At 67.4% G+C, this 24966-nt stretch carries 25 protein-coding genes and 1 tRNA gene; 15 read left to right on the forward strand and 11 right to left on the reverse strand.

Annotated features, from left to right (window positions below):
- On the reverse strand, nucleotides 1-495 hold a 495-nt coding region (locus KY389_RS08070), incomplete at its 3' end, for a hypothetical protein (protein ID WP_219830393.1).
- Between KY389_RS08070 and KY389_RS15645 the strand changes: the two genes are divergently transcribed.
- The 3 genes from KY389_RS15645 (at nucleotide 494) to KY389_RS08080 (ending at nucleotide 2942) form a co-directional block, all read left to right on the forward strand.
- The gene (locus tag KY389_RS15645; RefSeq protein ID WP_281426524.1) at nucleotides 494-628 is read left to right on the forward strand and encodes a hypothetical protein; all 135 of its coding nucleotides are present in this window, start codon (nucleotides 494-496) and stop codon (nucleotides 626-628) included. The genes KY389_RS08070 and KY389_RS15645 overlap by 2 nt on opposite strands.
- A 2-nt stretch (nucleotides 629-630) precedes the next feature.
- Nucleotides 631-1758, forward strand: a complete 1128-nt coding sequence (gene prfB, locus KY389_RS08075; protein ID WP_219830394.1) for a peptide chain release factor 2 — start codon at nucleotides 631-633, stop codon at nucleotides 1756-1758.
- Between the two features lie 119 nt (nucleotides 1759-1877).
- Nucleotides 1878-2942 (forward strand): patatin-like phospholipase family protein, encoded by a 1065-nt coding sequence (locus tag KY389_RS08080; RefSeq protein WP_219830456.1) that lies wholly within the window; start codon nucleotides 1878-1880, stop codon nucleotides 2940-2942.
- Here the strand turns inward: KY389_RS08080 and KY389_RS08085 are convergent.
- From KY389_RS08085 to KY389_RS08095, 3 genes are read right to left on the reverse strand one after another with little or no spacing between them, the layout of a single operon-like run.
- Nucleotides 2939-3853, reverse strand: coding sequence for a pseudouridine-5'-phosphate glycosidase (locus tag KY389_RS08085; protein WP_219830395.1), 915 nt, complete (start codon nucleotides 3851-3853; stop codon nucleotides 2939-2941). The two genes, KY389_RS08080 and KY389_RS08085, sit on opposite strands and share 4 nt — an antisense overlap.
- Nucleotides 3850-4728, reverse strand: coding sequence for a PfkB family carbohydrate kinase (locus tag KY389_RS08090; protein WP_219830396.1), 879 nt, complete (start codon nucleotides 4726-4728; stop codon nucleotides 3850-3852). The genes KY389_RS08085 and KY389_RS08090 overlap by 4 nt, the downstream gene beginning before the upstream one ends.
- A complete protein-coding gene (locus KY389_RS08095) occupies nucleotides 4712-5083 on the reverse strand; it encodes an ArsR/SmtB family transcription factor (RefSeq protein WP_219830397.1) in 372 nt (123 codons plus the stop codon). Before KY389_RS08095 ends, KY389_RS08090 begins: the two co-directional genes overlap by 17 nt.
- A 227-nt stretch (nucleotides 5084-5310) precedes the next feature.
- On the opposite strand from KY389_RS08095, the gene KY389_RS08100 reads away from it, so the two are divergent.
- From KY389_RS08100 to KY389_RS08120, 5 genes are all read left to right on the forward strand, one after another.
- Nucleotides 5311-5673, forward strand: a complete 363-nt coding sequence (locus tag KY389_RS08100; RefSeq protein ID WP_343222925.1) for an AtpZ/AtpI family protein — start codon at nucleotides 5311-5313, stop codon at nucleotides 5671-5673.
- 2 nt (nucleotides 5674-5675) lie between these two features.
- Nucleotides 5676-6422, forward strand: coding sequence for a F0F1 ATP synthase subunit A (locus KY389_RS08105; protein ID WP_343222926.1), 747 nt, complete (start codon nucleotides 5676-5678; stop codon nucleotides 6420-6422).
- A gap of 84 nt (nucleotides 6423-6506) precedes the next feature.
- Complete coding sequence (locus tag KY389_RS08110) at nucleotides 6507-6743, forward strand: F0F1 ATP synthase subunit C (RefSeq protein ID WP_219830398.1); 237 nt, start codon at nucleotides 6507-6509, stop codon at nucleotides 6741-6743.
- Between the two features lie 74 nt (nucleotides 6744-6817).
- Nucleotides 6818-7453, forward strand: coding sequence for a F0F1 ATP synthase subunit B' (locus tag KY389_RS08115; protein WP_219830399.1), 636 nt, complete (start codon nucleotides 6818-6820; stop codon nucleotides 7451-7453).
- Nucleotides 7450-8013: a F0F1 ATP synthase subunit B gene (locus KY389_RS08120; protein WP_219830400.1), complete on the forward strand. Its 564-nt coding sequence runs from the start codon at nucleotides 7450-7452 to the stop codon at nucleotides 8011-8013. The genes KY389_RS08115 and KY389_RS08120 overlap by 4 nt, the downstream gene beginning before the upstream one ends.
- A gap of 96 nt (nucleotides 8014-8109) precedes the next feature.
- Here KY389_RS08120 and KY389_RS08125 read toward each other — a convergent pair whose 3' ends face one another.
- The 4 genes from KY389_RS08125 to KY389_RS08140 all read right to left on the reverse strand — a co-directional run bounded on the left by KY389_RS08125 (nucleotide 8110) and on the right by KY389_RS08140 (nucleotide 11903).
- Nucleotides 8110-8838, reverse strand: a complete 729-nt coding sequence (locus KY389_RS08125; protein WP_219830401.1) for a COG3904 family protein — start codon at nucleotides 8836-8838, stop codon at nucleotides 8110-8112.
- Nucleotides 8839-8842: 4 nt separating this feature from the next.
- Complete coding sequence (locus KY389_RS08130) at nucleotides 8843-10135, reverse strand: hypothetical protein (protein WP_246588033.1); 1293 nt, start codon at nucleotides 10133-10135, stop codon at nucleotides 8843-8845.
- 112 nt (nucleotides 10136-10247) lie between these two features.
- Nucleotides 10248-10332: transfer RNA gene (locus tag KY389_RS08135), tRNA-Leu, on the reverse strand.
- A 47-nt stretch (nucleotides 10333-10379) separates the two neighbouring features.
- Nucleotides 10380-11903, reverse strand: coding sequence for an NAD(P)H-hydrate dehydratase (locus KY389_RS08140; RefSeq protein ID WP_246588027.1), 1524 nt, complete (start codon nucleotides 11901-11903; stop codon nucleotides 10380-10382).
- Between the two features lie 177 nt (nucleotides 11904-12080).
- Here KY389_RS08140 and KY389_RS08145 point away from each other — a divergent pair, with 177 nt between their 5' ends.
- Nucleotides 12081-12419: a P-II family nitrogen regulator gene (locus KY389_RS08145; protein WP_219830403.1), complete on the forward strand. Its 339-nt coding sequence runs from the start codon at nucleotides 12081-12083 to the stop codon at nucleotides 12417-12419.
- 101 nt (nucleotides 12420-12520) lie between these two features.
- Nucleotides 12521-13927, forward strand: coding sequence for a type I glutamate--ammonia ligase (gene glnA, locus KY389_RS08150; RefSeq protein ID WP_219830404.1), 1407 nt, complete (start codon nucleotides 12521-12523; stop codon nucleotides 13925-13927).
- Nucleotides 13928-13993: 66 nt separating this feature from the next.
- On the opposite strand, the gene KY389_RS08155 is transcribed toward glnA, so the two are convergent.
- A complete protein-coding gene (locus tag KY389_RS08155; protein ID WP_219830405.1) occupies nucleotides 13994-15067 on the reverse strand; it encodes an alkene reductase in 1074 nt (357 codons plus the stop codon).
- Nucleotides 15068-15222: 155 nt separating this feature from the next.
- Between KY389_RS08155 and KY389_RS08160 the strand changes: the two genes are divergently transcribed.
- The 5 genes from KY389_RS08160 (at nucleotide 15223) to KY389_RS08180 (ending at nucleotide 23488) form a co-directional block, all read left to right on the forward strand.
- Complete coding sequence (locus KY389_RS08160) at nucleotides 15223-17790, forward strand: cation:proton antiporter (protein WP_219830406.1); 2568 nt, start codon at nucleotides 15223-15225, stop codon at nucleotides 17788-17790.
- A 33-nt stretch (nucleotides 17791-17823) separates the two neighbouring features.
- Nucleotides 17824-20136 (forward strand): Tex family protein, encoded by a 2313-nt coding sequence (locus KY389_RS08165; RefSeq protein WP_219830407.1) that lies wholly within the window; start codon nucleotides 17824-17826, stop codon nucleotides 20134-20136.
- Between the two features lie 14 nt (nucleotides 20137-20150).
- Complete coding sequence (locus KY389_RS08170; RefSeq protein ID WP_219830408.1) at nucleotides 20151-21392, forward strand: AGE family epimerase/isomerase; 1242 nt, start codon at nucleotides 20151-20153, stop codon at nucleotides 21390-21392.
- A gap of 107 nt (nucleotides 21393-21499) precedes the next feature.
- Entirely contained in the window at nucleotides 21500-22636 is a 1137-nt protein-coding gene (locus KY389_RS08175) for a sensor histidine kinase (RefSeq protein WP_219830409.1), read from the forward strand.
- A 69-nt stretch (nucleotides 22637-22705) separates the two neighbouring features.
- Entirely contained in the window at nucleotides 22706-23488 is a 783-nt protein-coding gene (locus KY389_RS08180) for a transglutaminase-like domain-containing protein (protein WP_246588028.1), read from the forward strand.
- Here the strand turns inward: KY389_RS08180 and cbiB are convergent.
- Nucleotides 23485-24396 (reverse strand): adenosylcobinamide-phosphate synthase CbiB, encoded by a 912-nt coding sequence (gene cbiB, locus KY389_RS08185; protein WP_219830410.1) that lies wholly within the window; start codon nucleotides 24394-24396, stop codon nucleotides 23485-23487. The genes KY389_RS08180 and cbiB overlap by 4 nt on opposite strands.
- Complete coding sequence (locus KY389_RS08190) at nucleotides 24396-24953, reverse strand: histidine phosphatase family protein (RefSeq protein ID WP_219830411.1); 558 nt, start codon at nucleotides 24951-24953, stop codon at nucleotides 24396-24398. Before KY389_RS08190 ends, cbiB begins: the two co-directional genes overlap by 1 nt.
- Between the last annotated feature and the right edge of the window lie 13 nt (nucleotides 24954-24966).

Consider the following 24966-nt stretch of genomic DNA (forward strand, 5'->3'; position numbering starts at 1 on the left):
CCATACAGGGACCGAGGGCAGCGCCGAAGGGCGATCTGTTTCCAGACGGCTGCGTCTGGGGCTTCGGTGGCCCAGGTCGCGCGGCTTCTTCGACCGCGAAGGGCTCGACCTGGACCGCTTCAGCCTGACCGGCCGGGTCGCAAATGCGCTGCCCTGCTGGAGCCGCTGGCCGACGCCATCGGACGCCATGCCCTGACCCGCATGGAACGCCTGCGCCCCCACCTCGATCACGGCATCCTGGAACTGGATAACAGCGCGGCTGAACGCGGCATGCGCGTCATCGCGCAGGGCCGGAAAACCCATCTTCGTCGGCTCCGAGGCAGGCGCCAAGGCCGCCGCCTTCGCCTGCGCCCTGGTCGAAACGGCCAAGCGCAACGCCGTCGATCCCTGTCCCTGGCTTGCCGAAACCCGCATCCGCATCCCGGACTGCAAGATCAACAGCCTGCTGCCATGGCGATGGAACGGATAGCGGTCAGGCCGGATGGTCACGAGCATGGATCCTTCCCTGCTGATGGGCCAGATCAGCGTGGCCGAACGCCGCAGGCAGGCCCACGGTTGCGCCGCCCTTGCCGATGCGGCTCGGGCGCGGTATCACCCCGAACCTGACGCCAGACCGAAGGAAGCCTGACCATGCGCGCCGAGACGCAGTCCACGATCGAAGCCATCCGCCGCTCGCTGGCTCTGCTGGGGCAGCGGCTTGACTGGACGACCGCACCGCACCGGCTGGAAGAAATGAACGCCATGATCGAGGATGGCGACCTGTGGTCCGACCCTGCCCGCGCGCAGAAGCTGATGCGCGAGCGGCAGTCGCTGTCAGATGCGATCGAGACCTATCGCCGGATCGAGGCCGATCTGGCTGCCAATGCAGAGATGGTCGAATTGGCCGAGGCCGAGGGCGATGCCGAGCTTGTTGCCGAGGCCGAGGCAAACCTGAAGGAGCTGGCCAAGCTGGCTTCGCAGAAAGAGCTTGAGGCGTTGCTGAACGGCGAAGCCGATGGCAACGACACCTTTCTTGAAATCAACGCCGGTGCGGGCGGCACGGAAAGCTGCGATTGGGCGGCCATGCTGGCGCGGATGTATGTGCGTTGGGCCGAGAAAAAGGGCTATCAGGTCGAACTTTTGTCCGAGACGCCAGGCGACGAGGCGGGCATCCGCAGCGCGGCCTACAAGATCACCGGCCACAATGCCTATGGCTGGCTGAAATCGGAATCGGGTGTGCATCGTCTGGTCCGCATCAGCCCCTATGACAGTGCGGCGCGGCGGCACACATCCTTCAGCAGCGTCTGGGTCTATCCCGTGGTGGACGACAATATCGAGATCGAGATCCCCGACCGCGACATCCGCATCGACACTTACCGGTCCTCGGGCGCGGGCGGGCAGCATGTCAACACGACCGACTCGGCCGTGCGGATCACGCACCTGCCGACCGGCATCGTCGTGACCAGTTCCGAGAAATCGCAACACCAGAACCGTGCCAATGCCATGGCCGCGCTGAAGGCGCGGCTGTATCAGATGGAGTTGGACAAGCGGAACGCCGCAATCAATGCCCAGCACGCAGCCAAGGGCGAGGCGGGATGGGGCAATCAGATCCGCTCCTATGTGCTGCACCCCTACCAGATGGTGAAGGATCTGCGGACCTCGGAAGAAACCAGCGATACGCAGGGCGTTCTTGACGGCGATCTGGACCGGTTCATGGCCGCCACGCTGGCGCTGGATGTCGCCGGCAAGAGCCGCGCCGAGGCTCGGGCCGAGGACTGAGCGCCGGCGCCGCCCATGGGGCGCTGCGCCGCAGCGTAAAGCTGCGGAACTTGCCCGGCTGTCCGTCGCTTCCTACAATGCTGCAACTGCAACATGAGGCAAAGGGCACGGCGATGGCGATGAAGGACAAGCAGATCAACCTGGCGCTCCAGGGGGGCGGCGCTCATGGCGCCTATACCTGGGGCGTTCTTGACCGGCTTCTGGACGAGCATTGGCTGCACATTTCTGCCATTACCGGGGCCTCGGCCGGGGCGCTGAACGGGGCGGCGCTGAAGGCGGGGCTGGCGGTCAATCCGGGCGTCTCGGGGCGGCGGGCGGCACGCGAGAACCTTGACGCCCTGTGGTCCGAGATCGGCGCCATGAGCGACAATCGCATGGTCCGCTGGATGCAGTCGCTGATGCCCATGACCAAGGGCCTGCAACGCTGGACCGAGATGGTGTCGCCCGCCGCATGGCTGGACAATCTGACGCGGCTGATCAGCCCCTATGACTACGGGCCCTTTTACGTCAACCCGCTCGGCCCGCTGCTGCGGGAATTGCCCCATCCGCATTTCGCCACGACCGAGGGGCCGGACCTGTTCGTCTCGGCGACGAACGTCCGCACGGGGGCGATCCGCGTCTTTACCGGAGAACAGGCCAATGTCGATGCGGTCCTGGCCTCGGCCTGCCTGCCCACCCTGTTCCAGGCGGTCGAGATCGCGGACCCCGTCACCGGGCAGGTCGATGCCTATTGGGACGGGGGCTTTGCGGGGAACCCCGCGCTCTATCCGCTCTACAAGCCGCGTTTTCCGCGTGACATCGTGATCGTGGCGATCAACCCGATGGTGCGCTGTGAATTGCCGCGCACGCCGGTCGAGATTTCGGACCGCGTGAACGAGATCAGCTTCAACGCCTCGCTTCTGTCGCAACTGCGCGCGATCAATTTCGTCAAGGAGTTGTTCGCCGAAAACCGCCTGACCGACAAGGCGATGAAGAACGTCCTGGTCCACATGATCATCGACGACGCGCTGATGACCGACCTGACGGCCCGGTCCAAGCTGATGCCGCGTCCCGGAATGCTGGATCGGATGAAGGCGGCGGGACAGGCCGCCGCCGATGCCTTCCTGAAAGAACATGCCGACAAGCTGAACGAGACCGACAGTTTCGACCTGTCGCAGCTTTTCGCCGGGATGATCGCGCGTTAGCCCATCGCCACCGCGATGGCGGCGGCAAGGCGGGCATTGTTCAGGACAAGCGCGATGTTGCTGTCCAGTGAGCGGCCTTGGGTCAGCTCGAAGATGCGCGACAGCAGGAAGGGCGTGACCGCCTTGGCAGCGATGCCCTGCGCCTCGGCCTCGGCCAGGGCCTGCTCGATCACCGGGTTGATCTGGTCGCGCGGGATTTCGGCCTCGGCGGGGATCGGGTTCGCGACCAATTGCCCGCCGCCCAGCCCAAGGCGCGCGCGCATCGCGGCGGCCGCGGCGATCTCGGCGGGGCTGTCCATCCGCAGCGGCGCCTTCAGTCCCGAATCGCGCGACCAGAAGGCGGGTAGCGCGTCCTGGCCATAGGCGATGACCGGCACGCCAAGCGTTTCCAGAACCTCCCATGTCTTGGGCAGGTCCAGGATCGCCTTGGCCCCCGCCGCCACCACGGTCACGGGTGTGCGCGCCAGTTCGTGCAGATCGGCCGAGATGTCAAAGCTGGTCTCGGCCCCGCGGTGCACGCCGCCGATCCCGCCGGTCGCAAAGACGCGGATGCCCGCCAGATCGGCGCAGATCATCGTCGCGGCGACAGTCGTCGCGCCAGTCCGGCCCGAGGCGACGCAGACGGCCAGATCGGCGCGGCTCAGCTTCATTGCCTGATCGGGCGGGGTCTGCGCCAGCGCGGTCAGCGTCTCGTCCGTCAGGCCGATATGGATCTGCCCGCCCATCACCGCGATGGTCGCGGGAACGGCGCCGCCTTCACGGATCACGGCCTCGACCTTGCGCGCCATCTCGAGGTTCTGCGGCCAGGGCATCCCATGCGTGATGATCGTCGATTCCAGCGCGACGACAGGGCGGCCGGCGGCCAGCGCTTCGGCCACGTCGGGGGAATGGGTCAGGGGCAGGGTGGTCACGGGACATCCTTTCCGGAAACATGGGCGGCGGCGGCCTCGACCGCGCGTCGCAACGCCGCATCGCGCGGCAGGTGGTCAAGTTCTGCGGCCAGATGCGCCGCGAGGAAGCAGTCGCCCGCGCCGGTCACGCGTGCGATCGTGACCGAGGGCGGGCGGCAGGTGATGGTCGGCGCGTTGGCCTGCGCCTCGGCGGCGGGGGCGGCGCCATCCGTCACCAGAACCCGCGCGGCGCCGCGCGCGACGACCGCCTCGGCGGCGGTGGCGGCGTCCGGGCAGGCACGGCCCGCCAGAATCTCGGCCTCGAGCCGGTTCAGGTAGAAACAGCCGCGCCGGGCGGCAATCAGCGGCTCAAGCCTTTCTGCCTTTCCGGGGCTGGCGGGGACAACACGCAGATCGGCCCGGCCAAGGCGCGGATCGCGGGCAATGGCGTCCAGAAGATCCTCGGTCAGGTTGCCGTCCAGCACCACCGGGCCGCTCCAGCCGGGCATCGCATCCAGCGGCGCGAGGATCGCGGCCCCCGCCTGTTCGAGGCTGTGCGCATCCGCGATGGCGGCGATCAGGCCCTCGCTGTCCTCGATGCCCATGTAGCAATCGGTGGGCAGGCCCGTGTCGCGCGCCAGATGGCCGGTCAGCACGCCCAGCCTTTCGGCCTCGGCGACCAGCGCCTCGCCCTCGGGGTCGCGGCCCACGGCCGACAGCACGGCGGGCGCCAGCCCCCATCGCGCCAGCGCGACCGCGACATTCAGCGCCACGCCGCCCGGCAGGTGGCGGATGCGGCCGGGCACGTCGGCGCCCGGCGCCATGCGGCGCGGCGCGCGTCCGATCACGTCCCAGAGCATCGCACCGATGCAGAGCACGTCAGGGGTCCTGGTCATCCTCGCCTCTCAGCTCGGCCTCAAGGAAGCGTTCGAAATCGTCCAGGTCCACCGGGTCGAACTGCCCGAAGCCCTGCATCCAGACCGAGGCCGCGCGCATCCCGTCGGGGTCCAGCTTGCACCAGGTGATCCGGCCCCGCCGCTCTTGCCGGATCAGCCCGGCGGCCGCAAGCACCGAGAGATGTTTCGAGATCGCGGCAAGGCTCATCTGGAAGGGTTGCGCCACATCGCTGACGGCCATGTCATCTTCGAGCAGCATCGACAGGACGCGCCGGCGCGTCGGATCGGCCAGTGCTGAAAAGATCTGGTCAAGCGCGGAGGGACCAGCGGCCGAGGGGGGAGGAGGTTCGCTCATGGGCTGTCCGGCAAGGATGCGGGCGGTTTCTGGGCGGCGTCGGGGTGCCAAAACTCAACCTGACGGTTGAATGATGCTGCGTGCGGATCATGATTGCAAGGGGGGATCGCGACCGCTTGATGCACGCAAACGCCAAGGATTGCAATGCGTTATGGCGGAAATCCTGGCGCTTGACTTGATCGCCCTTAGCCCCTAGACAGCGCCCGACGAAGAAAAGGGCGTGACAGGTGGCCGAAAAGCCCCATTCAGGCGAACGCCAGGGTGCAGAGGAACGGTCGGCGGATGCCGAACGGCTTCGCGCACTGGAAGAACGGATCGCCGCGCTTCGCCCCAAGCCCCAGGGCCCCGGCCCGATGGGGAAATACGAACAGGCAAATCTTGCCTGGCGCATGGTGGTCGAGCTTGTGACCGGCTTGGGGCTGGGTGGCGTGCTCGGCTACGGTCTTGATCATCTTCTGGGGACGACACCCCTGATGATGATCGTGTTCATTTTTCTCGGCCTCGCGGCCGGCATCAAGACGATGATGCGCACCGCGTCCGAGCTAGACAGGAAATCCGGCGAAAGCCCGGATCGAGACGAGAGGGACTGATCGTGGCGACGGAAGCGACTGGCGGCGGCCTTGAGTTCAAGCCGATGGAGCAGTTCGAGGTCAAGGCGCTGTTCGGCGAGACGGTTGCCTGGTACACGCCGACCAACGTGACTCTGTGGCTGTTCCTGACCGCGCTGGCCGCGATCTCGCTGCTGGTCCTCGGCAGCCGTGGCCGCGCCATCGTGCCCAGCCGGGCGCAGTCGGTCGCGGAACTGACCTATGGTCTGGTCCACAAGATGATCGAGGACATCGCGGGCAAGGAGGGCCTGCGCTACTTCCCCTACATCCTGACGCTGTTCCTGTTCGTGGCCTTCGCGAACCTGCTGGGCCTCGTGCCGATGGCCTTCACCGTCACGTCGCACATCGCCGTGACCGGGATTCTGGCCATGGCGGTCTTTGTCGGCGTCACGGCGATCGGCTTCATCAAGAACGGCGCGCATTTCCTGGACCTGTTCTGGGTCCGCTCGGCGCCGCTGGCCGTGCGTCCGATCCTGGCCGTGATCGAGGTCATCAGCTACTTCGTCCGCCCGCTGAGCCTCTCGATCCGTCTTGCCGGGAACATGATCGCGGGCCACGCCGTCATCAAGGTCTTCGCGGGCTTCGCGGCCATTGCCGCCGTCGCCCCTGTCGCGGTCGTCGCCGTGGTCGGCATGTATGCATTCGAGGTGCTGGTGGCACTGGTGCAGGCCTATGTGTTCACGATCCTGACCTGCGTCTATCTGAAGGATGCGCTGCATCCGTCGCACTGAGCCGACGACAGCAGCATTGTGGCGGCGCCATCCCGGCGCCGCAGAGAACCGGACAACCCTCTTCCAACCGCAAGGAGACATACCATGGAAGGCGAACTCGCAAATCTGGGCAAGTACATCGGCGTCGGTCTGACCGCGTTCGGCATGGGCTTTGCCGCTCTTGGTGTGGGCAACGTGGCCGGCAACTTCCTGGCTGGCGCCCTGCGCAACCCTTCGGCCGCTGCCGGCCAGACCGCCACGCTGTTCATCGGCATGGCCTTTGCGGAAGCCTTGGGGATCTTCTCGTTCCTCGTCGCGCTTCTGCTGATGTTCGCGGTCTGATCCTGCGCCATCCTTGCGGCGGGGTGGGGCTGTGCCCCCACCCCTTCGTGACTTACAAGGCCATGGGGTAGGATATGTTCAGCCTGTTGCAAGAGGCCGCCACCACCGCGGTCGAGATCACCGGGGAAGAGGCCGTCGTCATCGACGAGACCGCGCCCCATGCCGCCGATGCCCACACTTACGGGGATGCGGCGCATTACGCGGCGGAAAGCGCGGGCCTTCCGCAGCTGGACGTCACCACCTTCGGCAACCAGATCTTCTGGCTGGTCGTGACGCTTGTGGTCCTTTATCTGGTCCTGTCGCGCGTCGCCGTGCCGCGGATCGCTGCTGTTCTATCGGATCGTCAGGGGGCGCTGACCGGCGACCTGATGGCGGCCGAGGAATTCAAGCAGAAGGCCCGCGAGGCCGAAGCCGCCTATGACAAGGCATTGGCCGAAGCCCGCAGCGAAGCGCAGCGGATCGTCGCGCAGAACCGTGCCGAGATCCAGGCCGAGCTTGAGCGGGCCATCGCCAAGGCGGATGCCGAGATTGCGGCGCGCACAGCCGAATCCGAGGCCCGCATCCGTGAAATCCGCGCCTCGGCGGATCAGAGTGCCCGTGAAGTCGCCCGCGACGTGACGGCAGCCCTGGTCGAAAGCCTCGGCGGCACCGCCGACGCCGCCGCCATCGATGCCGCGCTGGACAGCCGCATGAAAGGGTTCGTGCAATGAAGCGTCTGATCGCCCCCCTGTCCGCTGCCCTGCTGGCCGCCGGACCGGCTGCGGCCGCCAGCGGGCCGTTCTTCTCGCTGCGCAACACCGACTTTATCGTCCTGATCTCGTTCCTGGTCTTTGTGGGTATTCTCGCTTACTACAAGGTTCCGGCCCTTCTGGGCGGGATTCTTGACAAGCGCGCCGAGACGATCCGCAACGAGCTGGAAGAGGCCCGCCGCCTGCGCGAGGAAGCGCAGGAGATCTATGCCAGCTACGAGCGTCGCGCCCGTGAGGTGAAGACCCAGGCCGACCAGATCGTCGCCAATGCCAGGCGCGAGGCCGAGGCCCAGGCTGCCAAGGCCCAGGATGATCTGGCACGCTCGATTCAGCGCCGCCTTCAGGCCGCGCAGGATCAGATTGCCAGCGCCGAGGCCGAGGCTGTTCGCGCCGTCCGCAATCGCGCCGTGGCCGCCTCTGTCGCTGCGGCTGCCGAATTGTTGCAGGCTCAGGTCCGTGCGGGCAACCGCTCGGCCGGGATCGACGACGCCATCGAAGACGTGGCGCGTCGCCTGAACTGAGAATCTGCCTGAACTGAGACAGACGCCCACAGGGCGAGGTCTTGGGGACAGTGATCGGCCCCCGGTTCTGTGCAAGCCGGGGGCCTCTTTGTCCGTTCAACCGGACGCGGCTTCGGTGATGAGTCGGAAATCCAGCAATTGTCCGGGATCGAGGATGGTAATGTCCTCGGGCGGGGTGCGCAGAGCATAGGGCATCAGCCGCAGATCGACGCCCATCTCGGTCAGGTAATCCATCACGCCTGCCTGCGAGCGTTGCAGGTCGCGCACCGCCATGAAGGCGGGAAGGATCGTGTTCTGGCCGAAATAATGCTGGTGGACGCCGACCACGCCCCCCGGTGCGGCGCGGCGCTCTACCCCGCCCGCCAGCATGTAGGGGCAGGCCGACAGGCAGACCGCGCCTTCGTCGATCAGCGTATCGCGCCCGGTGCTTCGGATCACGCGCCCGATGGCCACCGCATCTCCGACCGAGCCGCCCGAACTGTCCAGCCGCACCAGCCTTTCGTTGGCGCGGGTCTGGTCGAGCCAGGCCAGAAACCGGTCGGCATCGCCCGCAGCGATCTGGCCGGTGATGGTGATGGCGTCTTCGGATTGCGAGAATTCGAGCCGTTCGGGCATGGGCCGCATCGCGGGCCCGCCAGGGGCACCGGGTCGCAGATCCGGCCGATAGGGGCGGGTGCTTGGCCCCTGCGCGGGCGGAGCGAAAAGCTCGGGCGCCGCGGCGCCGGGTATGCGCCACATATCGGCCATGACGATGGCGGCGCCCAGCAGAACCTGCGACAGCAGCACCGCCCGGATCGCCCTCTGCGGGCTTGACAGGAACCGCATTCCCTTAGCCCTCGGCGCGGGGGGTGGCGGCGGGCGGACCGGCTTCGGACCGCGCAGTGGCCTCGGGCACGTTCGGGGGCGCCACCGGGCGCAGCAGATCGGCCGCCGCAAGGGCGGCGCGCAATTCGCCCACCGTCATGCGCTCGTCCGTCCGACCCTCGCCACGGCCCGACCGGATCGCAGCCTGCACGACCATGATGATAAAGACCAGCACGGCCGGCAGCAGGTCGATCGAGATCGCCCCCGCCCAGGCCGGCACGAAGTTCCCCGCATAGACGATCACCGCATCCGCTGCCGACATGGGCGTGTAGATCGCGTCATCGGGTTCGGGCAGGGCGATCACCTCGGCCGCCGCCTGCGAAAGGGTTGCGGCGCGCTGCGCGACCAGCGTCAGGACCGCGTTGATCGTGCTGCTCTGGCCCGCCTGAATCTCGGCCGTGCGTCCATCCAGTTCGGGCAGAACCACCGCATCGGCCAGATCCTGAGCCGCCCGCAGGACCAGCGGCGCGGGGTTCAGCTGCCGCAATTCGGTGATGAGGCCGGCCAGGGCGACCGCATCTTCGGAAAAGCGCACGGTGCGGTCGGGCAGGCCCCCCGCCTCGACCGAGATCGAACGCATCCGCGACAGGATCACGTTGCCCTGCGCGAAGGTGCTTTCGATGGGCGCTTCGATACCCAGAAGCTGATCCTCGAGCGCCTGCAATTCCGCACCCTTCTGGGTCAGCACCCGAAAGACCGCCCCGCGCCCGGAAAAGCCCGACAGGATGCCGCCTTCCTCTTGTGCAGACAGATCCTGAAAGCTCTGCCTGACGCGGGCCACGTCGCGCGCGAGCGACTGGCCCGACACGGCATTGGCATGGGCGCGTTCCAGCGCGGTCTGATAGCTTTTGACGGTTGTGGCCATATGGGTTTCCATCGCCGCCCCGCCCGCCAGCGCGGCGGCGTTCAGCCACGAGGACATGGCGATGATCGCCACCGCCCCCAGACCCATCGACAGGAACAGCCCGATCCGCGCCGTGGCGCCGCGCACCGCCGGAAGCAGCCGCAGAAGGTAGGACCAGAAGACGAAGATCCCGACCGACACCGCGATGGAATAGGCCAGTGCGGCGAAGGTCGTCCACAGGCCCGGCTCTTCCAGCAGCGTCCGCACGCCCAGATAGGTGTAGATCCCCGAGGCCGCCGCCAGCACGCCCAGCGCGGTCGGGGTGAAGCTGTCCAGCCAGTCCAGATGGCGTTCCAGTTCGCGCGCGTAGCGGTTGCCGGGATCATCGGGAAGGGCGCGTTCGGGCTGGTCCATGGGGTCTCGCTGCAAGAGGGTCGTCGCGGGCAGATAAGCAGGATCGCGGCCCGTTTTCATCCCTTCCCGGACGGGGTTCCATCACGCTTGCGGCATCACGGCCGCGGAATGATGGTGCGGGTGGAGGGACTTGAACCCCCACGCCTTGCGGCGCCAGAACCTAAATCTGGTGCGTCTGCCAATTTCGCCACACCCGCAATGGCGCCCTCTTAGCAAAGCCCGAAAGCGGGGGCGAGGGGGAAAATCACCGTTCCAGATCACGCAGGATGGCGGGCAGGGCCTCGGGCAGGTCATCGGCGATCAGGCCCGGTCCGATGCGGTGGGCCGCTTCGGCATGAAGCAGGACAGCGGCCTCGCAGGCTTCGGGCGCGGCGCGCGCGCGTGCCAGAAGACCGGTGATCAGACCCGCCAGCACATCGCCCGCGCCCGCCGTGGCCAGCCATCCCAGATCGTGACGCGAATGGATGATCGCGTGATCCGGCGTGGCAATGATCGTGTCGGGGCCTTTCAGCAGGATCGTCGCGCCGAGGTATCGGGCGGCTTCCTGTGCAGCCTCCAGCCGCGAGAGGGGCGCCACGGGGGCCTTCATCCGCGCTGTCAGATCCGGGAAGAGCCGCGCGAACTCGCCGTCATGCGGGGTCAGGACGCAGCCCGGATGAAGTGTCGCGCGCAGGTCCGCGCGCGAGGCCAGCGCGCTGATCGCATCGGCGTCCAGCACGAGCGCGCCGCCCCAATCCAGCGCGGCGGGCAGCAGCGCCTCGGCCCGCGCGATGCCGCAGCCCGGCCCCAGGCATAATGCGCGGATGCGCCCGTCCGACAGCCATTCCGCCAGTGCCTCGGCGCTGTCCACGGCGCGGCGCATCAGGGCGTCGGGCGGGCCGGCATGTTCGGGCATCGCGGCCTTGGGCGGGGCCAGGGTCACAAGCCCCGCCCCCGCGCGCAGTGCCGACCGCGCCGCCAGACGCGCCGCACCCCCGGCGCCCGGCCCGCCCGCCAGGACGACCGCATGGCCGTGATCGTATTTGTGCGCCCCCGGTGCCTTGGCCAGGTTCAGCGCGGCGGGCCGGGCCTGCCACAGGCTGCGCCGGATCGCGGTGGCGGGCGGCGCAAGGCCCAGATCGGCCACCATGACCCGCCCGCACAAGGCCGGACCCTCGGCCAGAAGATGTCCGGGTTTCAGGCTGTGGAAGCTGACCGTCAGATCGGCGGGGATCAGCCTGCCGCCCGGACCGACCAGAGCCCGCCCGCTATCGGCGCAAAGCCCGCTGGGCAGATCGACCGCGACCGAGGCGGCGATCCGCCCCTCGGCCCGGGCAGAGGCCAGGGCAGCAAGCAGCGGTTGATGATCCGTGACGGGGCGCGAGAGGCCAAAGCCGAACAACGCATCGACCAGAAGGTCGGAAGCCCCGACCGGGCCGGGATCGGACGGGTCCACGGGGCGCGCCTCGCCATGCACGCACCAGGCGTCATGGGCCGCGCGCGCCTCGGGCGAAAGGCGCATCGCCTCGCCGCAGAAGAGCACACGCACCTGCCAGCCCCGCTGGGCAAGATGCCGCGCGATCACGAAGCCGTCGCCCCCGTTATTGCCCGGCCCGCACAGGACCAGCGCCCGGCGGGGATCATGCGGGCGTTCCGCGCGCAGTTCGGGCCAGGTCTGCAGGATCGCGGTCATGACCGCCGCCCCGGCGCGCCGCATCAGATCACCGGCATCTGCCGCTCTGCGGGCGAAGGCATCGGATTCCATGGCGCGCGTTTGGGCGGCGGTCATGACTTCCGTGCAATCCGGCACCAGTTTTGCCTTCATCTTGTGCTGTATGCCTAACTTATGTGCATAAATTCCCGCGAACGCATTTCAGCGGCGCCTGAATGAGGCTGCCACATTTACCCGGCCCCGGAAACCCGCCAAGCAGTCTGCAAGGCAAGCCGCGAGGAAGGATCATTTGCGATGAAGAAGATCGAGGCGATCATCAAGCCGTTCAAGCTCGACGATGTCAAAGAGGCGCTGCAAGAGGTTGGCGTTCAGGGCCTTTCCGTGACCGAGGTCAAGGGCTTCGGCCGCCAGAAGGGGCACACCGAATTGTATCGCGGCGCCGAATATGTGGTCGATTTCCTGCCCAAGGTGAAGATCGAGCTGGTGCTGCCCGACGATCAGGTCGATGCCGCCATCGAAGCCATCGTCAGCGCCGCCCGGACCGAGAAGATCGGCGACGGCAAGATCTTCGTGCTGCCCGTCGAACAGGCCATCCGCATCCGCACCGGCGAGACCGGCGACGACGCGGTCTGATCCCCGGCCGTCGGACACGACAACAGGAAACCGGTTCCAACAGGACTTCCGCGCCCGGCCGGCCCTGGCCGCCGGGCAGCTACCATGAAGAAAGGGAAGAGATGAAAATCAAGGATGTCTTGAAGCTGATCGAAGACGAGGATGTCGCCTATGTCGATGTCCGCTTCACCGATCCCAAGGGCAAGCTTCAGCACGTGACGCTGGATCGCGATCTGGTCGATGAGGATTTCTTCGAGGAAGGCTTCATGTTCGACGGCAGCTCGATCGCGGGCTGGAAGTCGATCGACCAGTCGGACATGAAACTGATCCCCGATCCGGCCTCTGCCTATATTGATCCGTTCTACGCCGAAAAGACGCTCTGCGTGCATTGCAATGTGGTCGAGCCCGATACCGGCGAAGCCTACAGCCGCGACCCGCGCGGAACCGCTGCCAAGGCCGAGGCCTATCTGAAATCGACCGGCATTGGCGATGCGGCCTATTTCGGCCCCGAGGCCGAGTTCTTCATCTTCGACGACGTGCGCTATTCGGTCACGCCGCAGAAGGTCTCGTATCAGATCGACGCCGTTGACGCCGCCTGGAACACCGACACCGAATACGAGATGGGCAACCAGGCGCACCGCGCGGCCCACAAGGGCGGCTATTTCCCGGTGAACCCGATCGACGCCGGTCAGGACATCCGCGGCGAGATGCTGTCCACCATGAAGCGCATGGGGATGAAGGTGGACAAGCACCACCACGAGGTCGCCAGCGCGCAGCACGAGCTGGGTCTGATCTTCGGCGGTCTGGTCGAGCAGGCCGACAACATCCAGAAATACAAGTATGTCATCCACAACGTCGCTCATGCCTATGGCAAGTCGGCGACCTTCATGCCGAAGCCCATGAAGGGCGACAACGGCAGCGGGATGCACGTCAACATGTCGATCTGGAAGGACGGCAAGCCGCTCTTCGCGGGCGACAAATATGCTGACCTGAGCCAGGAGGCGCTGTGGTTCATCGGCGGCATCCTCAAGCACGCCAAGGCGCTGAACGCGCTGACCAACCCCTCGACCAACAGCTACAAGCGGCTGATCCCGGGCTTCGAGGCGCCGGTGCTGCGCGCCTATTCGGCGCGTAACCGTTCGGGCTGCGTGCGGATCCCGTGGACCGAAAGCCCCAAGGCCAAGCGCGTCGAGGCGCGCTTCCCCGATCCCTCGGCCAACCCCTATCTGTGCTTCGCCGCGCTTCTGATGGCGGGTCTGGACGGGATCAAGAACAAGATCGACCCAGGCCCGGCCTCGGACAAGGATCTCTATGATCTTCCGCCGGAGGAACTGGCCGAGATCCCGACCGTCTGCGGCAGCCTGCGCGAGGCGCTGGAGGAACTGGAAAAGGACATGGACTTCCTTCTGGCGGGCGACGTATTCACCCGTGACCAGCTCGAAGCCTACATGGCGCTGAAATGGGAAGAGGTCTATGCCTATGAGCATACGCCGCACCCCGTTGAATATGCGCTGTATTACGCCTGCTGAAACAGGAGACAGCGATGACGGAAAGGGCGCCGCAGGGCGCCCTTTCCCGTTCGGTCCGCCCGCGCGTCATTCGGCGGCGATGCCCGTTGCGGCCGGGTAATCGGTATAGCCTGCCGCGCCGCCTCTGTAGAAGGTCGAGGGGTCTTGCCGGTTCAAGGGCAGATCACGACGCAGGCGTTCGACCAGATCGGGATTGGCGATGAAGTCGCGCCCGAAACTGACCGCATCGGCCCGGTCTTCGGCCAGCAGGCTCTGCGCCATCTCGCGGGTCAGCCCCTCATTCGCGATGACCGGCCCGCCAAAGGCCGCACGGATCGCGGGCAGCAGGCTGTCAGGGCCGGGATGTTCGCGCAAGAACAGGAAGGCCAGACCCCGTGCGCCCATCTGCCGGGCGACATGGGTGAACAGCGCACGGGGATCGCTGTCGCCCATGTCGTGGCTGTCACCGCGCGGCGACAGGTGCAAGCCTACCCGGTCGGCGGACCATGCGTCGATCACCGCATCGGCAATCTCGCAGAGGAAGCGCGCACGGTTCTCGATGCTGCCGCCGTAGCGGTCGGTGCGGCGGTTGCTGCGATCCTGCAGGAATTGGTCGATCAGGTAACCGTTTGCGCCATGAATCTCGACGCCGTCGAATCCGGCGTGGCGCGCGCGGCGGGTGGCTTCGGCATAGGCCTCGACGATGCCGGCAATCTCGTCCGTTTCCAGCGCACGAGGCGTCACATAGGGCCGTTTGGGGCGCAACAGGCTGACATGGCCCGCAGGCGCAATGGCCGAGGGCGCGACGGGCAGGGCGCCATTCAGAAAATGCGGGTCCGAGATGCGTCCCACATGCCACAGTTGCAGAAAGATCAGCCCGCCGCGTTCATGCACGGCGCGCGTAACCTGCGACCAGCCCTCGACCTGGGCATCCGACCAGATCCCGGGCGTGGCCTCGTAGCCGACGCCCATGGGGGTGACGCTGGTGGCTTCGGACAGGATCATCCCGGCACCGGCGCGCTGCGCGTAATATTCTGCCATGAGCGCGTTGGGCTGGCGAGATTCGCCTGCGCGCGAACGGGTCAGCGGTGCCATGACGATGCGGTTTCGCAGCGTGACGGCGCCCATGGTCACCGGGTCAAAGAGAGTGGGCATCGGCATCCTTTCGTCTTGTCGGGCGGACAGGGGCCCGCGGCTTCAACTGTTACCGGATGTCGGCGGTTTCAAGGGGCGGGAAAGTCGCTTCAACTTTACCGCGCCCCTTGTTTACCGCGCCCCTTGTTCCCGCGCGCCGCTTCTGGCGTTATCGAACCATCATGGATCTTGTTCTGCTGACCACAATCACGGCGCTGCTGTTTTTGCTGATCGCGGCGGCCGAGCCGGTCGCGGATCGCCTGTCGTTGCCTTTCAGCGTGATTCTGGCGCTATTGGGCATGTTGATCGGGGGCGGCGCCATCTTTCTGCTGGACACCGATTACACGAATGTCTTCAATCCGATCGCGGAAACGATCCTGGCGCTGCCGATCCGCTCGAACGTCTTTCTTTACGTTTTCCTGCCCACGCTGATCTTTCAGGCCACGCTGGAGATGAATGTCCGGCGGATGCTGGACGACTGGGTGCCCATCCTGACGCTGGCGGTGGTCGCGGTGATCGTGGCCACGCTGACCATCGGCTATTCGCTGGCCTGGGTCAGCGGTCTGCCGCTGATGGTCTGCCTGCTGGTCGGCGCGATCGTCTCGACCACCGATCCCTCGGCCGTGGTCAGCATCTTCCGCTCGATCTCGGCGCCGCGCAGGTTGGCGCGCATCATCGAGGGCGAGAGCCTGCTGAACGACGCAGCCGCCATCGCGCTGTTCGGGCTGTTCATGGGCTTTGTCATGCTGGGCGTGCCCGATCCCAGCCTGTCCGAGGCGATGGCGCAATTTCCCGAACTGATCCTGGGCGGGGCCTTTGCGGGCTGGCTGATCGCGCGGGCGGCGCTGGCCCTGATGACGCTGTTCCACAGATTCGAGATGGCGCAGATTTCGGTCTCGGTCGCGGTGCCCTATCTGGCCTATGTCGGGGCCGAGCGGCTTCTGAGCGCCTCTGGCGTGATCGCGGTCGTGGCGGCGGCGTTGACGCTGAACCTGATGGGGCCGGGACGGCTGGCGCCTGCCTTCTGGGTGAACCTGCGCGAGGTCTGGCGGCTGCTGGCCCATTGGGCGGGGGCGCTGATCTTCATTCTGGCGGCCCTGCTGATCCCGCGCCTGCTGGGCGATCTGCGGGCGGGCGATCTGGCGCTGGTGGGCGTGGTGATCCTGGCGGCCTTTGCTGCGCGGGCGATGATCCTGTGGGGGCTTCTGCCGCTGCTGAGCGTGCTGCGCCTGTCGCCCCGAATCGAACGTCCTTACCGCGTGGCGATCATGTGGGGCGGCCTGCGCGGCGCGGTCACGCTGGCGCTGGCGCTGGCGGTGACCGAAAGCCTGCGCGTTCCGGTCGAGACAAAGCGTCTGGTCGGCATCCTGGCCACGGGTTTTACACTCTTTACGCTGCTTGTGCAGGGGACGACGCTGCGTTGGGTCATCAGCCTTCTGGGGCTGGACCGGTTGTCGCCGCTGGACCGGGCCTTGTCCGATCAGGTCGTCGCGGTTGCGTTGCAGACAGTGCGCGAAGAGGTCGCCGCCACGACCGAGAAATACGATCTGCCGCGCGAGACGGTGCGCTCCGAGGCCAAGCGTTTCGCCGCCCGGCTGGATCAGGCCGTCCAACGCGCCGAGGCCGAACACAATGCCGAGATCCTGGACCGCGACCGCATCACGCTTGGCCTGATTGCGCTGGCGGGCCATGAACGCGAGGCGATCCTGCAGCGCGTGCGCGAACGCGCGATCTCGGCCCGGCTGTCGGAACGGGCGCTGTTCGATGCCGACCGGGTGATCGAAGGCGCGCGCCAGGGGGGGCGCACGGGCTATCAGCGCGCGGCGCGCGATTCGTTGAGCTATGGTCCCGCCTTCCGGCTGGCCGCTTTCCTGCGCAACCGGCTGGGCATTTCCGGCCCGCTGGCGCGCATGACGGCGAACCGATTCGAGCTTTTGCTGGCCAAACGCCTGATCCTGCGCGATCTGCATGGCTTCATCGACCGCCGCATCCGCCGGATTCATGGCCGCCGCGTGGCGGAACTGCTGCACGAATTGCTCAATCGCCGGATCGAGGCCGTGGATACCGCGCTGGACGGTCTGCGCCTGCAATATCCCGGCTATGCCGAAGAGCTGGAGCGCCGCTTCATCCGCCGCACCGCGCTGCGGCTGGAGGAACGCGAGTATAACGCCATGCGCGAGGATGGGCTGATCGGCGCCGAGGTCCATACCGAACTGATGGCCGATATCCAGCGCCGCCGCGCCCAGGCCGAAACGCGGCCGCCCCTTGACCTTGCCCTGCGCAAGGACGAGCTGGCGCGCGTCTTTCCGCTGTTCTCGGATCTGGACGATGACGAACTCAGGCGCCTCAGCCGCCAGTTGGGCACGCGCTACGTGGACGCGGGGCAGATCATCATCCGCAAGGACACACCCGCGCGCAGCGTGTTCTTTGTCGCCTCGGGCGCCGTCGAACAGGAGGTCGCGGGCCAGGTCACCCGTCTGGGCCGCGGCGAGATGTTCGGCCAGATGGGCGTGCTGACCGGCCGCATTCGCCGGGCCGAGGTGCGCGCGATCACGCCTTCGACCCTGCTCATTCTGGACGAGACCGGGTTCCGGCGTCTGCTGAAACGCTCGCCTGCATTGCGGCGCGCGGTGCGCGACAGCGTGATCGGCAAGGCCTCGGCGGGCGAGGTGCTGCGGCTGCCGGAATTCCGTCTCGACGAGGCCGCCTCGGCACCCGAGCCGCTTGGCGAGGCCGGCGCCAGCCGCTAGACAAGCGGTCCAGACAAGACACAAGGGTTCCTCATGGACGCAGCCGCCCAGACCGCCGCCCGTATTGCTCGCCAGATCGCGTCCGAAATCGGCGCCAGCCCGGCCCAGGTCTCGGCCGCGGCGGATCTTCTGGACGGGGGCGCGACCGTCCCCTTTGTTGCGCGCTACCGCAAGGAGGCGACGGGCGGGCTGGATGACACACAGCTGCGCACCCTGTCCGAGCGCCTGACCTATCTGCGCGAGATGGAGGCGCGGCGGGCGGCGATCCTCGGTTCGATCCGCGAGCAGGGCAAGCTGACCGACGATCTGGCCCGCAAGATCGCCGAGGCCGACACCAAGGCTGCGCTTGAGGATATCTATCTGCCGTTCAAGCCCAAGCGCCGCACCAAGGCAATGATTGCGCGCGAAAACGGTCTGGAGCCGCTGCTGCGCGCCATTCAGGCCGACCCCGCCGCCGATCCCCAGGCCCTGGCGGCTGCCTATGTCAAGGACACGGTCGAGACGCCCAAGGCCGCGCTGGAGGGGGCGCGCGACATCCTGGTCGAGGAATTGTCCGAAAATGCCGATCTCTTGGGCCGCCTGCGCGATTTCATGCGGCGCGAGGCGGTGATCTCGGCCCGTGTCGTGCCGGGCAAGGAGGAAAGCGGCGCCAAGTTCAGCGATTACTTCGATCATCGCGAGGCCTGGGCCACCATCCCCGGCCACCGGGCGCTGGCGATCCTGCGCGCCGCCAGGGAAGAGGTCGTGACCATCGAGATCGCGCCGGACCCTGATACGGGCGCCGCGCGCGCCGAGGGGATTGTGGCGCAGGCCCTTGGCGTTCTCGGGCAGGGGCCGGGCGCGGACTGGCTGCGTGCGGCGGCGGGCTGGGCCTGGCGCGTCAAGCTGTCGAACGGCATGTATATCGACCTTCTGACCGAACTGCGCCAGCGCGCCCATGCCGAGGCGATCCAGGTCTTTGCTCGCAACCTGCGCGACCTGTTGCTGGCCGCCCCTGCCGGGCCGCGCCCGACGCTTGGCCTTGATCCCGGCATCCGGACCGGCTGCAAGATCGCGGTCGTGGACGCGACCGGCAAACTGGTCGATACGGCGACGATCTACCCTTTCCAGCCCAGAAACGACCTGCGCGGGGCCGAGGCCACGCTGCTGGCGCTGATCGCCCGGCATGGTGTGGAACTGGTCGCGATCGGCAATGGCACGGCCAGCCGCGAAAGCGAACGTCTGGTCGCCGAGGTGCTGAAACGCCTGCCCAAGGGCATCAAGGCGCCCACGCGGGTGGTGGTCTCCGAGGCGGGGGCCTCGGTCTATTCGGCCTCCGAACTGGCGGCGCGGGAATTCCCGGATCTGGATGTCAGCCTGCGCGGCGCCGTCAGCATCGCCCGGCGTCTGCAAGACCCGCTGGCCGAACTGGTCAAGGTGCCGCCGCAATCCATCGGCGTCGGCCAATATCAGCACGACGTGGACCAGCGCCAGCTTGCGAAATCGCTGGAAGCCGTGGTCGAGGATGCGGTGAACGCGGTGGGCGTGGACCTGAACACCGCCTCGGCGCCGCTTCTGGCGCATGTGTCGGGGCTGGGGCCGTCGCTGGCGCAGGCCATCGTCGCGCATCGCGATGCCTGCGGCGCGTTCCGCTCGCGTGCGGGGCTGAAAAAGGTCGCGGGTCTGGGGCCCAAGGCTTTCCAGCAATGCGCGGGCTTCCTGCGGATCCGCGACGGGGACGAGCCGCTGGATGCCTCGGCCGTCCACCCGGAAGCCTATGGCGTGGCGCGCCGGATCGTCTCGGCCTGCGGGCGCGATCTGCGCGCGGTGATGGGCGATGCGGCGGCGCTGCGGCGGCTGAATGCGGCCGATTTCGTGACCGAGGAATTCGGCCTGCCGACCGTGCGCGACATTCTGGCCGAACTGGAAAAACCCGGCCGCGACCCGCGCCCCGCCTTTGTTACGGCCCGTTTTGCCGAGGGTGTCGAGGACATCACGGATCTGCGCCCCGGCATGTCGCTTGAAGGCACCGTGACCAATGTGGCCGCATTCGGGGCCTTCGTCGATATTGGCGTTCATCAGGACGGGCTGGTCCATGTCAGCCAGCTGGCCGACCGTTTCGTCAAGGATCCGCACGAGGTGGTCAAGGCCGGCGACGTGGTTCGCGTCCGCGTCATCGAGGTTGACGTGGCGCGCAAGCGCATCGGCCTGACCATGCGCAAGGACGGCGCCGAGCCTGCCCCCAAGGGGCCGCACTGCGACCGGCAGGATCGCGGCGCCAGGCCGCGCCAGAGGCAGGCGGGGCCTGCGGTCGCCGCGCAGGGCGCATTCGGCGCGGCCCTGGCCGACGCGCTCTGCAAACGATGATGGAGGAGGTCGTCATGCAGGCAGGCCACCCGGACTTTGCGGGACATTGGCTCGACGATCCCATGCACCGGGCCTTTCTGGTGGCGGATGCGCGGCGGGCGCTGGATTTCTTCGATGCCAGCCCCCGTGCGGGCGGCGGCTTTCACCTGCTGGACGGGCAGGGCGTCCCGCGCCCGACCGGCTTGCAGGAATTGCACACAACGACGCGGCTGGTGCATTCCTATGCGCTGGCGCATGTTGCCGGGCGGCCTGACCGGGCGGGGATCGTGGATCAGGGGATGGACTACCTGTGGCGGCGTCACCGTGACGCCGATCATGGCGGCTATCTCTGGGCGCTGGAGGACGACACCATCGCCGATGGCACCAAGCTGGCCTATGGGCAGGTTTTTGTCCTCCTGGCGGCTTCCAGCGCGAAACTGGCCGGGCATCCCGATGCCGACCGTCTGCTGGCCGATGTCTCCGAGGTGCTGGAACGGTATTACTGGGACGAGGCGGCGGGCCTGTTCCGCGACGAATTCACCCGCGACTGGCAGCCCTTTTCGACCTATCGCGGCATGAATGCGAACATGCACGGTGCCGAGGCGCTGCTGGCCGCATACGAGTCCACGGGCGAGACATTGCATCTGACCCGCGCAGGCCGGATCCTTCATTTCTTCATCGACAGGCAGGCGCGCGCCCATGGGTGGCGGATTCCCGAACATTACGATCAGGACTGGCGCGTCGATGCCTCTTATGCGGGCAACCCGGTCTTTCGCCCGGCGGGCACCACGCCGGGCCATAGCGTCGAGATGGCCCGGCTTCTGCTGCAATGGTGGGATCTGGCAGGGCGCCCCGATGACGGCAGCCCCGCCATGGCCCGGGCCTTGACCGAAACCGCACTTGCAGGTGGCTGGAACGCGACCCAGGGCGGACTGGTCTATACGCTGGCGCTTGGGACGGGCGCGGTGGACAACCCGGCGCGCTACTGGTGGCCCGTGACCGAGGCGATCGGCGCGCTGGCTGCGCTGATCAAGCTGGACCCGATGCCGGGCGACGAGGTCTGGTATCGTCGGCTGTGGGGTTTCGCGGCCAGCCATCTGGTCGATCACCAGCGGGGCGGCTGGTGGCCCGAACTGGACCCCGACAATCACCCGACCCAGACCCAGTTTCCCGGCAAACCCGATCTCTACCACGCGCTTCAGGCTGATCTGTTCCCGCTGGTGCCGGGCTTGTCGCGGATCGCTGCGGGGCTGGGACAGGCACGCGCGCTGGTGTGACATGACGCCAGGTCACGCGGCTTGACCGCCGGCGCCGTTCGTGTCAAGCGGTCGAATCCGTCTGAGACAACCAGGCTGCTTTCGTTTCAAACAGATCGGTTTTCACCATGTGCCCCGATGCGCCCGTTGCGCCTCATACCTCTGACCGGCCGGATCTTGCCCAACGCGCGGCCCGAGCGTTGGCCGGGGTCGAGACCGGGATTGCCTTTTCGCTACTTGATGGCAGCCCGGACTGCATCAAGCTGATCGAACTGGACGGCAGTCTCAGCTACATGAACCCCGGCGGGCTTTGCGTGATGGAGATCGAGGATTTCGCGCAGGTGGCCGACCGTCCCTGGTCCGAACTATGGCCTGCAGAGCATCGGCCGTTGCTGGACAAGGCGATCCGGGACGCCTCGGAAGGGCGCGTGACGCGGTTCGAGGCTTTCTGTCCGACGGCGCGCGGCACGCCGCGCTGGTGGCAGGTGACGGTCTCGCCGGTGCGCAACACGCACGGAACGGTTGAACGCATCCTGTCGATCTCGCGCGATGTGACCGACATGGTCACGGCGCGCCGCCAGCGTGAGGAACAGGCCAGGATTCTGGCCGACGAGGTCGCTCAGAAGGACGCGGCCCTGGCCCGACAGCACGTGCTGCTGGGCGAGATCGACCACCGCGTGAAGAACAGCTTTGCCTCTGTGGTTGCGTTGCTCAGGATGAAGGCCCGCGCACATCGCGGCGACGCGGCGGGGATGGCGCTGGAGGATGCTGCAAACCGCATCGCAACCCTTGCACGGGTGCACGAGCAATTGCACCTGGACCCCGGATCGAGCCTGATCGCGCTGGCCGATTATATCCGCGAACTGGCCCTTGATATCGGTGGCGCGCTTGGCGCCAGGATCGAACTGTTGCCGATGCCCTCTGTGCAGATCGCGCCCTCGGATGCGGCGGCAATCGGGCAGATCCTGGCCGAATTGATCGCGAATGCCGTGCGTCACGGCGGCAGATCGGGCCATGCGCCGCAGATCCGCCTGGCGATGGCGCAGAAGGCTCAGGGGCTGTCGCTGGTGGTCGAAGATGACGGGCCGGGTCTGCCCGAGGGCTTCGACCCCGAGGCGGGGACAGGACTTGGGATGCAGGTCTGTTCGATCTATGCCAGCCAGTTGGGCGGCAGCATGAGCGCCGGAGCCTCGGATCAGGGCGGCGCGCGCTTTGAAGTGCTGCTGAACCCGCCCTCGTTGCAGGGCGACGGCGCGGCGGGCTGAGCGGGGGGTTGCGGGAACGAACCGGCGTCTTGCGCATTTCATGGCTTTGGGTCAGGTGACGGAGAAGCCATGATGCAAATGACGATCGAGGTCGATCTGGACTATCTCCTGGCCGCGCCAGGGGCCGCGATCCTGTCGATCGAGGCCGCCGAGACGGAAGGCCAGCAGATCCTGGCCTCGGATCTGCGGCTGGACCCGGCTCTGGCACCGCGTCTGGTGCCTGGTGACGAGGGGGTGGGGCGCAAGATGGCACTGCATGTGCCGGAACGGCTGAGGTGCTGCTATCGCGCCGAACTCAGGATCGACCGGAGCGTCCCCGATCTGCCGCGCCTTGCCGCGCTGCCGGTCGAGGATCTGCCCGCCGAGGCTCTGCGTGCGCTGATGCCCTCGCGCTACTGCGACCCGATCCGGTTTCTGGCCTATGTCGGCACGCGCTTTGGCGATCTGTCGGGCGGGCCCTTGGTTGCAGCTCTGGCGGAATGGGTGCAGGGCGCGCTGACCTATGTGCCGGGTGTGAGTGGCGCGGATACGACCGCGACGGATACCTTCGTCCAGCGGCAGGGCGTCTGCCGCGATTACGCGCACCTGCTGATCGCGCTTTGCCGGGCCGGGCAGGTGCCCGCGCGCATTGCCAGCGTCTATGCCCATTCGGTCGAACCGCAGGACTTCCACGCAGTGGTCCAGGTCTATCTGGACGGTGCATGGCATCTGGTCGATCCGACCGGCATGGCCAGCGCCGACCAGATGGCGCTGGTGGCGGTGGGGCGCGATGCGGTGGATGTTGCCTTCCTGACCACGATCACCCCGGCCAGCATGAGCGATCAAAGCGTGCTTGTCCGCCAGATCCTCTAGGCCACCCAGGCCCCGATCAGCACCAGCCCGACAAGCGCCACGGCGCGACGATAGAGCCCGAGCGCGGCGGCCAGATCGTCTGCACCCGGATCGCGGGCGCCGGGATTGAGCCAGGGCTCGTCCGCGACCCGGTCGGCGTAGATTCGCGGCCCTGACAGGCGGATGCCAAGCGCGCCCGCCATCGCGGCTTCGGGCCAACCCGCGTTGGGCGAGCGATGTGCAGATGCATCGCGGCGCGCGGTCGTGAAAGCCGCGCGTGCGCGCCCCCCCGCAGCCAACGCAAGCAGGCCCGCCGTCAGGCGCGCAGGAATCAGGTTCACCGCATCGTCCAGCCTTGCCGCGAAGGCGCCGAATGCCTCGTGCCGGGGCGTGCGGTGCCCGATCATGCTGTCCAGCGTGTTGATCGCCTTGTAAGCCACGATGCCCGGCAGCCCTCCGATGGCGGCCCAGAACAGCGGCGCGATCACGCCGTCGCTGGCGTTTTCGGCCAGACTCTCGATGCTGGCGCGGCTCAGCGCCGGGCTGTCCGCCCGGGTGACGTCGCGGCCCACGATCATGGCGGTCGCGGCCCGCGCGGCAGGCAGATCGCCTTGGCGCAGAGGATGCAGGACGGCCCGCACATGTTCATCCAGCGACCGCGCCGCGACCAGAGGCCAGGCGAGGATTGCCGCCGCCCAAGGCCCCAGCCAGACCTGCGCGAAAGCCGCCGGAATGACCGCGATCGCGATTACGACCAAAGCTGCCAGCGCGCCCTTGGCGCCGCGCGCGCAACCCCGGTTCAGCGCCCGGTCCAGTGCCGCGATCAGCCGTCCGAGCCATGTCACGGGGTGGCCGATGCGGCGATAAAGCGCCTGCGGCCAGCCGATCAGGGCATCAATCAGCAGCGCGATGGCCGCGATCATCGCCATCAGATGGTCTCCGGCAAAGTCAGATTCACGGCCTCGACCGCCCATTCCGCGCCCGCGGAATCGATTCGGTGGAGGATCGTCAGCGAGAGCGGCGCGACCGCGAATGACAGCGCCCGCGCACCCACCACCAGCGCCAGCGCGGCGCGGACGGTTCCGGCATGGGCCACGATCAGCGTGCCGGGCGGGGCCTCGACCAGCAGGGGATGAACGCGCGCGGCCATGTCCAGAAAGCTCTCGCCACCCTCGGGGCGGTGGCAGGCCAGGGCCTCGGGGGGCAGGGGGCCAAGGTCGGGCAGATCGGTCAGGGGCCGCCCCTCCCACAGGCCCTGATCCTGTTCCAGAAGCGCGGGCAGCATCCGGTCGGGGGCAAGGCCAAGCGCATGGGCCGTTTGCAGGCAACGCCGCGCCGGGCTGCACCAGACCTGCGCCGGGCGCCCGATCCGTGCGGCCATGCGCGCCAGCGCCGCGCGATTGCTGCAATCGGCATCGACCTCGCGCCGCCCGGTGATACGTCCTCCGGTCAGGGCAGGGGCATGGCGCAGGATCATCAGACTCATCGGTCCTCTCCCT

Source organism: Paracoccus bogoriensis, assembly GCF_019431455.1.
Classification (GTDB): domain Bacteria; phylum Pseudomonadota; class Alphaproteobacteria; order Rhodobacterales; family Rhodobacteraceae; genus Paracoccus; species Paracoccus bogoriensis.